The organism is Streptomyces sp. NBC_01116 (assembly GCF_041435495.1).
In the GTDB taxonomy this organism is placed as follows: Bacteria; Actinomycetota; Actinomycetes; order Streptomycetales; family Streptomycetaceae; genus Streptomyces.
Genome location: NZ_CP108644.1, coordinates 6,534,055 through 6,547,356 on the forward strand (window position 1 = coordinate 6,534,055; position 13,302 = coordinate 6,547,356).

9 protein-coding genes are annotated in these 13,302 nt (G+C 71.4%); 8 read left to right on the forward strand and 1 reads right to left on the reverse strand.

The window, feature by feature from the left end; genetic code table 11:
- Positions 1 to 1,375 precede the first annotated feature (1,375 nt).
- The 5 genes from OG245_RS28855 to OG245_RS28875 all read left to right on the forward strand — a co-directional run bounded on the left by OG245_RS28855 (position 1,376) and on the right by OG245_RS28875 (position 7,911).
- Positions 1,376 to 2,134 carry an NUDIX domain-containing protein gene (locus tag OG245_RS28855; protein WP_371626304.1) on the forward strand — a complete coding sequence of 253 codons (759 nt, stop codon included), beginning with the start codon at positions 1,376 to 1,378 and terminating at the stop codon, positions 2,132 to 2,134.
- 143 nt (positions 2,135 to 2,277) lie between these two features.
- The gene (locus OG245_RS28860; protein WP_371626305.1) at positions 2,278 to 4,014 is read left to right on the forward strand and encodes an ATP-binding cassette domain-containing protein; all 1,737 of its coding nucleotides are present in this window, start codon (positions 2,278 to 2,280) and stop codon (positions 4,012 to 4,014) included.
- A 181-nt stretch (positions 4,015 to 4,195) separates the two neighbouring features.
- Positions 4,196 to 5,065, forward strand: coding sequence for a FadR/GntR family transcriptional regulator (locus tag OG245_RS28865; RefSeq protein ID WP_371628019.1), 870 nt, complete (start codon positions 4,196 to 4,198; stop codon positions 5,063 to 5,065).
- A gap of 324 nt (positions 5,066 to 5,389) precedes the next feature.
- Entirely contained in the window at positions 5,390 to 6,937 is a 1,548-nt protein-coding gene (locus tag OG245_RS28870) for an RNA polymerase sigma factor (RefSeq protein ID WP_371626306.1), read from the forward strand.
- 143 nt (positions 6,938 to 7,080) lie between these two features.
- A complete protein-coding gene (locus tag OG245_RS28875) occupies positions 7,081 to 7,911 on the forward strand; it encodes a trypsin-like serine protease (RefSeq protein ID WP_371626307.1) in 831 nt (276 codons plus the stop codon).
- Between the two features lie 223 nt (positions 7,912 to 8,134).
- On the opposite strand, the gene OG245_RS28880 is transcribed toward OG245_RS28875, so the two are convergent.
- On the reverse strand, positions 8,135 to 8,368 hold the full coding sequence (locus OG245_RS28880; protein ID WP_018957087.1) for a hypothetical protein: 234 nt from the start codon (positions 8,366 to 8,368) through the stop codon (positions 8,135 to 8,137).
- Positions 8,369 to 8,814: 446 nt separating this feature from the next.
- Between OG245_RS28880 and OG245_RS28885 the strand changes: the two genes are divergently transcribed.
- The 3 genes from OG245_RS28885 (at position 8,815) to OG245_RS28895 (ending at position 13,267) form a co-directional block, all read left to right on the forward strand.
- Positions 8,815 to 10,941: a type IIA DNA topoisomerase subunit B gene (locus tag OG245_RS28885; RefSeq protein ID WP_371626308.1), complete on the forward strand. Its 2,127-nt coding sequence runs from the start codon at positions 8,815 to 8,817 to the stop codon at positions 10,939 to 10,941.
- A gap of 245 nt (positions 10,942 to 11,186) precedes the next feature.
- The gene (locus OG245_RS28890) at positions 11,187 to 11,678 is read left to right on the forward strand and encodes a DUF485 domain-containing protein (RefSeq protein WP_371628020.1); all 492 of its coding nucleotides are present in this window, start codon (positions 11,187 to 11,189) and stop codon (positions 11,676 to 11,678) included.
- Positions 11,675 to 13,267: a cation acetate symporter gene (locus OG245_RS28895; protein ID WP_371626309.1), complete on the forward strand. Its 1,593-nt coding sequence runs from the start codon at positions 11,675 to 11,677 to the stop codon at positions 13,265 to 13,267. The genes OG245_RS28890 and OG245_RS28895 overlap by 4 nt, the downstream gene beginning before the upstream one ends.
- Positions 13,268 to 13,302: the final 35 nt, after the last annotated feature.

A 13,302-nucleotide genomic window follows, 5' to 3' on the forward strand; every position in this document is an offset into this window, starting at 1 on the left:
GGCGAGCCGGTTCTCCTGCGCGCCCGGGGGCAGCGCGGCGTCCACCGGGTACGAGCCGAGGTAGTCCGGACGGGCCGCGCCGAAGTCGTCCAGCGCGTGGTAGGCGATGCGGGCGGTCACGCCCGGATGCGTCACCAGGAAGGACGCGATGGTCCCGTACGTCATCCGGTCCTCGTAGCGGTCCCAGCGGGGATCGCTCTGCGGAGGCTTCTCCACCCACCAGCTCCTGCCCTCGTACCGGGCGAAGTCCGCCGGAAGCCCCAGATCGACGGCGGCGGCCCGGGGATCGTCACTGTGGGCGAGGAGGCCGACGAAGACCATCTCGGTGGGATTGATCCGGCGGTACTGCCCCGGCTGCGCGGCGACCTCGGACACGGCCGCGCCGATGATCAGCACGGCGGCGAGCAGCGGCGCGGCGCGGCCGCGCCACCCGGCCGCCCACCGCCCCACCGGTACCCGCGTGAGGCAGAGCACGAGGACGAAGGGAACCGCCATCGTCGCCGACTGGGTCTTGGACGCGACTGCCACGACGGCGCCCGCCGTGAAGGCCGTGAGCCCCAGCAGCCGCGCGGTGGGCGTCCCGCCGAGGTGGACCGCGCCCGCGAGCGCCCACACCATTCCGGTCAGGCCCGCCAGCTCACCGTACGGAGACGCCGCGTACCCGGCGAACGTGCTGTCCCCGACCACCACGAACAGCGCCGCGCACACCAGCACCCTGCGGACGACGCCTCCGCCCAGCGCCGCAGCGAACACCGCGAAGGCGCCCGCGATCAGCAGACAGAACAGCACCGCGAGCGCCCGCAGATCCAGGCTGCCGGGCAGCCCCAGCAGGCCGCTGAGCGGTTCCGCGGCACGGAGCAGCCAGGTTCCGCTGCTGGGGTAGACCTGCGCCGGGTCGCAGCCGTCCAGGGGCGCGCGGACGTAGGTGAAGTGGGCGTACGCGAGCCACTGTTCCACGCCGGGCGGAACCCGTGTGACGATGTCGAGCGAGCACATCCGACGGAAACCGTCGCCGTTGTCGGCCATCCCCACCGTGGACGGCACGAACAACCGCACCGCCATCAGGACGCCGGCCGCCGCACCGGCGCAGAGCGCGAACCGGCGGGTGGATCCAGGACTTCCAGGCACTCTCACACCGCTCATGCGGACACCCAACGGCCACACGGGCGGTCCGCGAGCACGACACCCCGCACCGGAAAGCCTCCCGGACCCGAAAGGGTGATGCCGCGCGGGTGGCTCCCGCCTCCGCCGGTGCACGGCTCCGGTACCGACCCGATGATCACAGGAGCGCCGCGCGGGGGACCGCGGAACCCCGGCTGATCACGAGCATGCCGAAGGGAGTGTTTATCGTCAGGAAGACGACTATGATCGCGACATGCCGCCCTACGACCCGTCGACCTTCCCGCCCTTCGCTGTCACCGTCGACCTGGTCGTGCTCACCGTGCGCCGTCACGCGCTCTGCGCGCTGGTCGTCCGCCGCGGAGAGACCCCGTTCCAGGGCAGATGGGCGCTGCCCGGCGGCTTCGTCAGGATGGACGAGGACCTGGGGTCCGCGGCGGCGCGTGAACTCGTCGAGGAGACCGGCCTCTGCGCGCACGACCCGGCGAAGCCCACCGTGGGCAACGGCGCACATCTGGAGCAGTTGGCCACCTACGGAGATCCGGCGCGCGACCCCCGGATGCGGGTGGTCAGCGTCGCCCACCTCGCCCTCGCGCCCGACCTGCCCGCACCCCGGGCGGGCGGCGACGCCAACAGCGCGCGCTGGGCGCCGGTCGAGGATCTGCTGCACCCCGGAGCCGACCGGGAGGGGGAGCAGGCGGCGCCGTTGGCCTTCGACCATGCGCGGATCCTGGCCGACGGTGTGGAACGCGCCCGCTCCAAGATCGAGTACTCCTCGCTGGCCACCGCGTTCTGTCCGCCGGAATTCACGGTCGGCGAGCTGCGCCGGGTGTACGAAGCGGTGTGGGGCGTGGTCCTCGACCCCCGTAACTTCCACCGCAAGGTCACCGGAACTCCCGGATTCCTGGTGCCTTCGGGCGGGACGACCACGCGGCAGGGCGGCCGGCCCGCGCAGTTGTTCCGGGCCGGGGCGGCCACGGTGCTCAATCCACCGATGCTGCGACCCGAGGTCTGAGCCACCGGGCGTTCCGCTGCGATGGCCCCGCGGAACGCCTGTCGGCCCACCCCTGCACCAAAAGTCTGAAATGTCGCGTTATGTTGCTGCGGTACCCCTGCCGCCGAGCGGTCTCACCTTCCGCGAGAGACGCGAGATAAGCGATGCTCCAGGCCATCGGACTCACCAGCACCCCCCGTCGCGACGCTCCACCCGCCGTGAACGATCTGACCTTCGAGGCTCCCTCCGGCCGTGTCACGGCCCTGCTGGGCGCCCCCCGCTCGGGCAAGACCACGGCCCTGCGGCTGATGCTCGAACTGGACGCCGGGCGGGGCGTCGCCTATTTCCGGGGACGGCCGCTGCACCGCATCGCCCACCCGGCACGGGAAGTGGGCGTACTGCTCGGCGACGTACCGGGCCATCCTTCGCGGACCGCCCGGGGGCAGCTCCGGATGCTCTGCGCGGCCGCGGGCGTGCCCGCGGCCCGAGCCGACGAGGTGCTTGAGGTCGTCGGTCTCGCCGGGCTGGGGGACCAGCGCCTGGGCACGCTCTCGGTGGGGATGGACCGTCGGCTCGGCCTCGCCTCCGCGCTGCTCGGAGATCCTCACACCCTGATCCTCGACGAACCGGGAGAGGGGCTGTCCCCGAGGGAGAGCAGCTGGCTGTACGGGCTGTTGCGCGCGTACGCGACCCAGGGTGGCACGGTTCTCTACGCCACCGGCGACCCCAAGGAGGCGGCCCGCACGGCCGACCGTGTCGTCACCATCGGCGGCGGGCGCCTCGTAGCCGACCAGGACGTCTCCGACTTCGCCCGCACCCGGCTCCGGGCCCGGGTCGCCGTCCGCACCCCGCACGCGGCCCGGCTGGCGGCCGTGGTCAGCCGGGAGGCCCGGGCCGCTCGGCGCTCCGTCGAGGTCGTCGAGGAAGCGAGCGGCCGGCTGACGGTGTACGGCAGCACCTGTGCGGAGATCGGCGACACCGCGTACCGCCACGGCGTCCCCGTGCACCGGCTCGCCGACGAGATCGGCGACACCGGACCCGCCGCCCCGGCCGAGGCGGTGAGCGGGGATCGGGGCGACTCGGCCGCCGCGCTGTCCGAGCTGCCGCCCCCGATCCGGGTGCGCCCGGCCCGCGGCCCCCTGCGCCCGCTCCGCTACGAACTGCGGCGCTCCCTCGGCGTCAGGACAACGACCATGATCATGGCGGCCGTTCTGGTGGTGTCGGCCGCGGTCTCCGTCCTGCTCGCCCGCACCGACGGCACCGCGCTGCCCCGCGTGCTCGCCGCGTGGCCCGCCCTGCTGCCGCTGCCGCCCGCCGCGCTCGGCGCGGGTCTGCTCGGGGCGCTGTCCTTCGGGGACGAGTTCCGTTATCCGGCGCTCGCCGCCGCTCGCGGCACCGTGCCCCGGCGGCTCGGCCTGCTGCTGGCCAAGCTCACGGTGACCGCGAGCTTCGCGCTGCTGCTCGCGGGCCTCGCCGTGGTGTGCGGAGCGCAGAGCCTCCGGCTGGTGTACGGACCCGACTTGATCGAGATCCCCTCGAACGCCGTCGCGCTCGGCGCGAGTTGGGCGGGCCTGACGGTGGGCTGCGCCTGGGCGGGGCTGCTGGCCGCGGGAGTCTTCCGGGTGGCCGGGGCGGGGATCGCCGCGGTGCTGGCCGTTCCGGTGCTCGTCGTTCCGCTGGTGCAGAAGCTCTTCGCGGCGCCGTCGGCCCGTTCGGTCGCCGGGCTCCCGGGCCGACTGCGGGAGCTGGCCGGGTGGCAGGTGCCGCAGCAGGCGGACCACTGGGTCCTGGCCGTCGCGCGGGTGGTGGCGCAGCCCGTCGGCACCGCACTCGCCCTGTCGTTGTCAGCCCTGATCTGCGCGTATCTGTTCACCAGCCTTCGAGGAAAGGCGCGTTGGTGATCGTCGAGGCACCGCATCGAGGTCAGGGGCTCACAACTCCCTGAGAAATGGCCGCTTTATGCGGATATGGCGTCAATTGCGGAGCGAGCGCCGATCACCCTTTCGTGTGCTTTTCACCAAAGACCTCAAGGGGTGGGCGAGCCGCGCCGACAAAGGATGCGTGAGTACCCTTGCGCACACCATGATGACCGCCGCCCGCACCGTCGATTCCGGCCTGGCCGGCTCGGGCGAACTCGACCGCTATCCCTATACGGAGGCACCGGCCGGCGAGCGTGCCGCTGCCCGGGCCTGGGGCGGTTCCGATTCCGAGCTGGGACGGGCGAGCCGACGCGGGTCGGCCAGCCGGGGGCGCGGTCTCCACGGCCAACTCGTCCAGCAGCTCGGCCAGATGATCGTTTCCGGTGACCTCGGCGCGGACCGCCCCCTCGTACCCGAGGAGATCGGCCAGCGTTTCGAGGTGTCCCGCACCGTCGTACGCGAGTCCCTGCGCGTCCTCGAAGCCAAGGGGCTGGTCAGCGCGCGCCCCAATGTGGGTACGAGGGTCCGGCCGGTCAGCGACTGGAACCTGCTGGATCCCGACATCATCGAATGGCGGGCCTTCGGTCCGCAGCGTGACGACCAGCGCCGGGAGCTGGCCGAGCTCCGTTGGACCATCGAGCCGCTCGCGGCCCGCCTCGCGGCCGGGCACGGCCGGGACGACATCCAGCAGCGGCTCGGTGACATGGTGGAGATCATGGGGCACGCGATGGGGCAGGGGGACGCGATCACCTTCTCCCGCGCCGACGCGGAGTTCCACGCCCTGCTCATCCAGGCGGCGGGGAACCGGATGCTCGAACACCTTTCCGGCATCGTCTCGGCCGCCCTCCATGTCTCCGGAGGCCCGGTCACCGGCTGTGACCGTCCGGGCGAGACCTCGCTCGCCCATCACGCGCGCATCGCCGACGCGCTGGCGTCCGGCGACGCCGGAGCGGCCGAGACGGCCATGCGCCAACTGCTCGTCGTCCACCCCGACGTCGAGCGTGTGGTTCCCGCGCCGCGCGAGCAGCACTGACCGGGGCGCGGCCGGGGTGCGTGGGCCCGGTGCCGCCGGACCGCACGGGTCCGGCGGCATAATTGTGGGGGGATGGCACCCTTGGCCCATTTCGTCGCGTATGAGGTGTGACTCGGGCCACGCGGATTGGCCGTAACACTCCTCGAAGCAGCGCGATGACTTAAGAGGTGAGCGTCGCGGAAGGAATACAGCAGCCTTTGGGTTCGCTGTGCAGTTCCGAGGCCAAACCCGCGCCGTCGGCGACATCCCCAGTCGACGGTCGTCGGTTCCCGCCCTCTCCAGGGCAGGGCCGGAAGCCGTTTCCATCGTTCCGAGAGGTTGTTCGTGTCGGCCAGCACATCCCGTACGCTCCCGCCGGAGATCGCCGAGTCCGAGTCTGTGATGGCGCTCATCGAGCGGGGAAAGGCTGATGGGCAGATCGCCGGCGATGACGTGCGTCGGGCCTTCGAGGCTGACCAGATTCCGCCAACCCAGTGGAAGAACGTTCTGCGCAGCCTCAACCAGATCCTCGAGGAAGAGGGTGTGACGCTGATGGTCAGTGCCGCGGAGTCGCCGAAGCGCGCCCGCAAGAGCGTCGCAGCGAAGAGCCCGGTCAAGCGCACCGCCACCAAGACCGTCGCGGCGAAGACCACCGTGACCAGGACCGTCGCGGCCACCGCCGCCCCGGCGGCCGAGAGCGGGGACGCGGTGGCCGACGACGCCGTCGCGGCCGCTCCCGCCAAGAAGGCGGCAGCCAAGAAGACGGCCGCCAAGAAGACCGCCGTGAAGAAGACGGCGGCCAAGAAGACCGCCGCCAAGAAGTCCGGCAAGCAGGACGACGAGCTCCTCGACGGCGACGAGGCGGCCGAGGAAGTCAAGGCCGGCAAGGGCGAGGAAGAGGAGGGCGAGGGCGAGAACAAGGGCTTCGTCCTCTCGGACGACGACGAGGACGACGCACCTGCGCAGCAGGTCGCCGTCGCCGGCGCCACCGCCGACCCGGTCAAGGACTATCTGAAGCAGATCGGCAAGGTTCCCCTCCTCAACGCCGAGCAGGAGGTCGAGCTCGCCAAGCGCATCGAGGCCGGTCTCTTCGCCGAGGACAAGCTGGCGAACGCCGACAAGCTCGCGCCGAAGCTCAAGCGCGAGCTGGAGATCATCGCCGAGGACGGCCGACGGGCCAAGAACCACCTCCTGGAGGCCAACCTCCGTCTGGTGGTCTCGCTGGCCAAGCGCTACACCGGTCGCGGCATGCTCTTCCTGGACCTGATCCAGGAGGGCAACCTCGGTCTGATCCGTGCGGTCGAGAAGTTCGACTACACCAAGGGCTACAAGTTCTCCACGTACGCCACCTGGTGGATCCGTCAGGCGATCACCCGCGCGATGGCCGACCAGGCCCGCACCATCCGTATCCCGGTGCACATGGTCGAGGTCATCAACAAGCTCGCGCGCGTGCAGCGCCAGATGCTCCAGGACCTGGGCCGCGAGCCCACCCCGGAGGAGCTGGCCAAGGAACTCGACATGACCCCCGAGAAGGTCATCGAGGTCCAGAAGTACGGTCGCGAGCCGATCTCCCTCCACACCCCGCTCGGTGAGGACGGCGACAGCGAGTTCGGTGACCTGATCGAGGACTCCGAGGCCGTCGTCCCGGCGGACGCGGTCAGCTTCACGCTCCTCCAGGAGCAGCTCCACTCCGTGCTCGACACGCTCTCCGAGCGTGAGGCCGGCGTGGTCTCGATGCGCTTCGGTCTCACCGACGGTCAGCCGAAGACCCTCGACGAGATCGGCAAGGTCTACGGCGTGACGCGAGAGCGCATCCGTCAGATCGAGTCGAAGACGATGTCGAAGCTTCGTCACCCGTCGCGGTCGCAGGTGCTGCGGGACTACCTCGACTAGATCGCGCGGATCGAGGAAGATTCACCGGCCGAGGGCCCGGAACCCCCAGGGGATCCGGGCCCTCCGGCGTGTCCTCGGGTGCGGACGGTGACCGGCTGGATCACGCTGGGTGGACCGTTACCGCCTCAGCGTCAGGAGCCTCCATGCCCCGTTCCGTCGTCCGCGCCCTGACCGGGGTGCTCGCCCTGACCGCCGCCGCGGCCGTGCTGCCTCTCGCCTCGCCCTCCGCGGCGGTCGCGGACAGCATCATCGTCGGCGGACAGCCCGCCCCGGTGGCGGACAGCCCCTGGGTCGTGGCGCTGTCGAGCAGGGACCGGTTCGGAGGGGCGCGCTCGGGACAGTTCTGCGGCGGCGTCGCCGTGGCGCCCACGAAGATCCTGACGGCCGCCCACTGCCTGAGTGACCAGGCGCTCGGCGGGCCGGCGGAGCGGGTGAGGGATCTGCTGGTCATCGCCGGCCGGGAGCGGCTGAGCGACTCCACAGGCCGGGAGATCCCGGTCCGGTCCATCTGGGTGAACCCGGCGTACGACCCCGGCTCCAACGCCGGCGACCTCGCGGTGCTGACCCTGTCCCACGCGATGCCGGAGGGCGGCGTCATCCCGGCGGCCACGGGCGAGGACTCCGCCTACCGGGCCGGGACCGAGGCGGCCGTCTACGGGTGGGGCGACACGACGGGAAGCGGCGCCTACGCCTCCGTGCTGCGCTCCGCGCGGGTCCAGGTCCTGCCGGACAGCGACTGCGAGCGGGCCTACCCGGGCGGCAGGGAGGGTACGTACAAGGCCTCGGCGATGCTCTGCGCGGGCGATCCGGCGGGCGGCCGGGACGCGTGCCAGGGCGACAGCGGCGGGCCGCTGGTGGCCCGTGGGCGGCTCATCGGCCTGGTGTCCTGGGGCAGTGGCTGCGGGCGCGCGGGCAGCCCTGGGGTGTACACCCGGGTCTCCGCCGCCCTGGAATGGGCCGAGGGCCGCATCTGACCGCGCCCGCCCCGCGTCGGGGCACGGGCGGCGGACGCCGGTGCCGCGGCGTGGCCGCGGGCGATCCTCGTGGGACCGGGGCGATGCCCGCGCGTGATCCTCGCGGACGGGCAGCGCTGTCAGGTTGCGGTCCCCGCGGACGAGAACGGGCGGCTCCCCCGGTGGGGGAGCCGCCCGTCGGCCGGTCCTGGACCGGCCCCTGGCTCGTCGTGGATGCGAGGTATCAGTGTTGTTCCTCGTCGGCGGCAGCCGTCTGCACGGCGGTGAGCCGATCCGTCTCATCCTGTATTTCCGCGGCGATCTTCTTGAGTTCCGGCTCGAACTTGCGCCCGTGGTGGGCGCAGAAGAGCAGTTCACCGCCACTGATCAGGACGACGCGCAGATATGCCTGGGCGCCGCAACGGTCACAGCGGTCTGCTGCGGTCAGCGGGCTCGCGGGGGTCAGAACAGTAGTCACGTCGCCTCTTCTCTAGCTCGACGAGCTGTCGTACCAGGGTCAACATCCAACCAGGCCGAAAACGTTCCCGCTCGTGGCTTTTCTTCGAAACTTCTTCTCGGTGCGGCTGTCCGTTGCCGGTTGGCGGCGAATGTGCCGTATGCGGAGCGCTACGGTTTCGCATTGCTTGTCTAGGGGTCGGTCCCGCCGGCCGGCTTGCCGGTTTGTTCATGAGGACGTGCCCGGAGCCTAAATGGTTCATGCGTCGAAGGGAACGTGATGTGCACGTCACTCCAACGAATGATCGAACACCCATGCGAGCCCGGATGAGGCTCGACTAGCATGAGGATTCCCCGAGGGTGGCGTTACAACCGCTCTACCAGGCCTCTGTAGGCTCTCAGCGGCAACCGAAGCCCAGCCCGATACCCACGGGGGCCCCAGATGAAATTCAGCGAGGAGCGAACCGCGTGACCGCCGAAACGTCCGTGCCGTCCACCGCGATGCTGACCGGAGCAGGCGGCGACCGGGACAGCTCCAACTACACCGCGCGGCACCTTCTCGTCCTCGAAGGGCTGGAGGCGGTCCGCAAGCGCCCCGGTATGTACATCGGGTCCACCGACAGCCGCGGCCTGATGCACTGCCTCTGGGAGATCATCGACAACTCCGTCGACGAAGCCCTCGGCGGCCACTGCGACCAGATCGAGGTCATCCTCCACGACGACGCCTCCGTCGAGGTCCGGGACAACGGCCGCGGCATCCCGGTCGACGTCGAGCCCAAGACGGGCCTCTCCGGCATCGAGGTCGTCATGACCAAGCTGCACGCCGGAGGCAAGTTCGGCGGCGGCTCCTACGCCGCCTCGGGCGGCCTCCACGGCGTCGGCGCCTCCGTGGTCAACGCCCTCTCCGCCCGCCTGGACGTCGAGGTCGACCGCAACAGCGCGACCCACTCCATCAGCTTCCGGCGCGGCGTCCCCGGCATGTTCACCGAGCAGGGGCCGGACAGCCCGTTCGATCCGGCCAACGGCCTGCGCAAGGGCAAGCGCGTCCCCAAGACCCGTACCGGTACCCGGGTGCGGTACTGGGCGGACCGCCAGATCTTCCTCAAGGACGCCAAGCTCAACCTGGAGACGCTCTACCAGCGCGCCCGCCAGACGGCCTTCCTCGTCCCGGGCCTCACGATCGTCGTCCGCGACGAGCGGGGGCTGGACGGCGAGGGCAAGACCGAGGAGACGTTCCGCTTCGACGGGGGCATCAGCGAGTTCTGCGAGTACCTGGCCCAGGACAAGGCCGTCTGCGACGTCCAGCGCCTCAGCGGCACCGGCACCTTCAAGGAGACCGTGCCCGTCCTCGACGACCGCGGCCACATGACCGCCACCGAGGTCACCCGTGAGCTGGCCGTCGACATCGCCCTGCGCTGGGGCACCGGCTACGACACGACCGTACGGTCGTTCGTGAACATCATCGCCACCCCCAAGGGCGGCACCCATGTCAGCGGGTTCGAGCGCTCCCTGACCAAGACCGTGAACGAGGCGCTGCGCTCCGCCAAGATGCTGCGGGTCGCCGAGGACGACGTCGTCAAGGACGACGCCCTCGAAGGGCTCACCGCGGTCGTCACCGTACGACTGGCCGAGCCGCAGTTCGAGGGGCAGACCAAGGAGGTGCTCGGCACGTCCGCGGCCAACCGGATCGTGGCCGGCGTGGTCGCCAAGGAGCTCAAGGCCTTCCTGACCTCGACGAAGCGGGACGCCAAGGCCCAGGCCAGGGCGGTGCTGGAGAAGGCCGTCGCCGCCGCCCGCACCCGGATCGCCGCCCGGCAGCACAAGGACGCCCAGCGCCGCAAGACCGCCCTGGAGTCCTCCTCGCTGCCGGCCAAGCTCGCCGACTGCCGCAGCGACGACGTCGAGCGGAGCGAGCTGTTCATCGTCGAGGGGGACTCGGCGCTCGGCACCGCCAAGCTGGCCCGGAACAGCGAGTTCCAGGCGCTGCTGCCGATCCGCGGAAAGATCCTCAACGTACAGAAGTCGTCCGTCTCGGACATGCTGAAGAACGCCGAGTGCGGCGCGATCATCCAGGTCATAGGAGCCGGGTCCGGGCGCACCTTCGACATCGACGCCGCGCGCTACGGGAAGATCGTCCTGCTGGTGGACGCCGACGTCGACGGCGCCCACATCCGCTGCCTGCTGCTGACCCTCTTCCAGCGCTACATGCGCCCGATGGTCGAGGCGGGGCGGGTCTTCGCCGCGGTTCCGCCGCTGCACCGGATCGAGCTGGTCCAGCCCAAGAAGGGCCAGGACAAGTACGTCTACACCTACTCCGACAGCGAGCTGCGCCAGACCCTCCTGGAGTTCCAGCGCAAGAACGTCCGGATCAAGGAGTCGATCCAGCGCTACAAGGGTCTGGGCGAGATGGACGCCGATCAGCTGGCGGAGACGACGATGGACCCGCGCCACCGCACGCTGCGGCGCATCAACATCGGCGACCTGGAATCCTCCGAGCAGGTCTTCGACCTGCTGATGGGCAACGAGGTCGCGCCCCGCAAGGAGTTCATCACCAGCTCCGCGGCCACCCTGGACCGCTCGCGCATCGACGCCTGACCTCCGGGCGCCCGCGTCGGCCCCCGCTCCCGGACCACCGGAGCGGGGGCCGCGTGCTTTTCGGGGTCCCCGGCCCCGTGGTTCGCGCAGCCGTACGGGACTTCTGTCACCTGAAGGGGTGAAGCCGGGCGAATGGCGCGCCCGGGATCCTCCCGAACCGCCCATGGTTGGCCATGCGGCCGAAAAGGTCCGTGGATCAGGGGAGTTGTGCGGTGGAGAAGGAAGCAGGGCCGGAGGCCGCGGGAGTGCGGCTCGACGACCCGTGGGACGACGTGCCGGCCCCCGACCGGTACGGCCGGGACGGGACGGGCGGCGTCGCGGATCTCGACGCGCCCGCCGCGGCGGGGCCGGATCCCGGGCCCAGCGCGGCCGACATCTACCTGGAGGTGCACCGCAGCGCCGCCTTCCGCGAGGTGCGCCGCCGCTACCGCCGTTTCGTGGCCCCCGCCGCCGTCGCCTTCCTCCTCTGGTATCTCGCCTATGTCGTCGCCGCGACCACCGCGCCCGAGCTGATGGCCCGGCCGGTCGCCGGAGCGGTCAACGTCGCGATGGTGGCGGGTCTCGGCCAGTTCCTCACCACGTTCCTGCTCACCTGGGCCTACGCACGGCACGCGCGGCTGCGCAGGGACCGGGCCGCGCTCGATCTGCGCTGGGACACCCAGGAGATGACCCGGGGCCTCGGCCGGGAGACGACGAGAGGTCTCGGCCGGGGGACGACGAGAGGGTGCGGGCGTTGAGGGGCGACCACCAGGCACTCGGCCTGCTGCTGTTCAGCGCGTTCATCGCGGTGACGCTCTTCATCACCACCTGGGTCGGGCGCCACCGGCAGGGCTCCGCCGAGGAGTTCTACGCCGGCGGACGCCTGTTCTCGCCCATGGAGAACGGTTTCGCCCTCGCCGGCGACTACATGTCGGCGGCCTCCTTCCTCGGGATCTCCGGGCTGATCGCCCTCTTCGGCTACGACGGCATGCTCTACTCGGTCGGCTTCCTCGTGGCCTGGCTGGTCGTCCTGCTGTTCGTCGCCGAACTGGTCCGCAACTGCGGCCGGTTCACCCTGGCCGACGTGGTCGCGGCGCGGATGGCGGAGCGCCCGGTCCGTACCGCCGTCGGCACCTCGTCCGTCGCCGTCTCCGTGCTCTACCTGGTCGCCCAGATGGTCGGCGCGGGCAGCCTCGTGGCCCTGTTGCTCGGCGGCACGAGCGACGCCGCCCGGTCCTGGACGGTGGTCGGGGTCGGCGCGCTCATGGTGATCTACGTGTCGTTCGGCGGCATGCGCGCCACCACCTGGATCCAGATCGTCAAGGCCGTCCTGCTGATGGCCGGGGCCGTCGCGCTCACGGTGCTCGTCCTGGTCCACTTCCACGGGAACGTCGACAACCTGCTCGACGCCGCCGCCGAACGCAGCGGCCACGGCCGGGACTTCCTCGCGCCCGGTCTCCGCTACGGCGGGGACCTCACCGCGCGCCTCGACTTCATCAGCCTGGGCGTCGCCCTCGTCCTCGGCACGGCGGGGCTGCCGCACATCCTGTCGCGCTTCTACACCGTGCCCACGGCCCGCGCCGCGCGCCGCTCCGTCGTCTGGTCCATCGGCCTGATCGGCAGCTTCTACCTGATGACGATCGTGCTCGGATTCGGCGCCGCCGCCCTCGTCGGCTCCGCCGAGGTCCGCGCCTCGAACGCGGCGGGCAACACCGCGGTCCCGCTGCTGGCGCTCCACCTCGGCGGCGGTGAGGGGTCCACCGGCGGAACGATCCTCTTCGCCGTGGTCGCCGCCATCGCCTTCGCCACCATCCTGGCCGTCGTCGCGGGCATCACGCTCGCCTCGTCCGCGTCCGTCGCCCACGACCTCTACGCCTCGCTCCGCCGCCCCGGGCGCAAGAAGCGCGGCGAGGTCGCCGTGGCGCGTGTCGCCGCCGCGGGCATCGGCGTGGTCGCGATCGGCCTCGGGCTGCTCGCCCAGGACCTCAACGTCGCCTTCCTGGTGGGCCTGGCCTTCGCCGTGGCCGCGTCGGCGAACCTCCCGGCCCTGCTCTACTCCCTGTTCTGGCGCGGCTTCACCACGCGGGGCGCGGTCTGGGCGGTGTACGGGGGCCTGGTTCCGGCGGTCGTCCTGGTGCTGGTGTCACCCGTCGTCTCGGGCAGCCCCGCGTCCCTGTTCCCCGGCGTCGACTTCCAGCTCTTCCCCCTGGAGAACCCGGGCCTGGTCTCCATCCCGCTCGGCTTCCTGGGCGGCTGGATCGGTACGGTCACCTCGCCGGAGCCGCCCGACGAGGCCAGGCACGCCGAGGCCGAGGTCCGGGCGCTGACGGGGGCCGGGGCGGCGTAGGGCGTGACGCAGGGCGTGCGGGGGCGCCACGGCGG

Excerpts from the sequence above, each read along its gene's own strand:
- OG245_RS28855 (WP_371626304.1), top strand. The coding sequence starts at position 1,376 with ATGCCGCCCTACGACCCGTCGACCTTCCCGCCCTTCGCTGTCACCGTC.
- OG245_RS28860 (WP_371626305.1), top strand. The coding sequence starts at position 2,278 with ATGCTCCAGGCCATCGGACTCACCAGCACCCCCCGTCGCGACGCTCCA.
- OG245_RS28865 (WP_371628019.1), top strand. The coding sequence starts at position 4,196 with ATGATGACCGCCGCCCGCACCGTCGATTCCGGCCTGGCCGGCTCGGGC.
- OG245_RS28875 (WP_371626307.1), top strand. The coding sequence starts at position 7,081 with ATGCCCCGTTCCGTCGTCCGCGCCCTGACCGGGGTGCTCGCCCTGACC.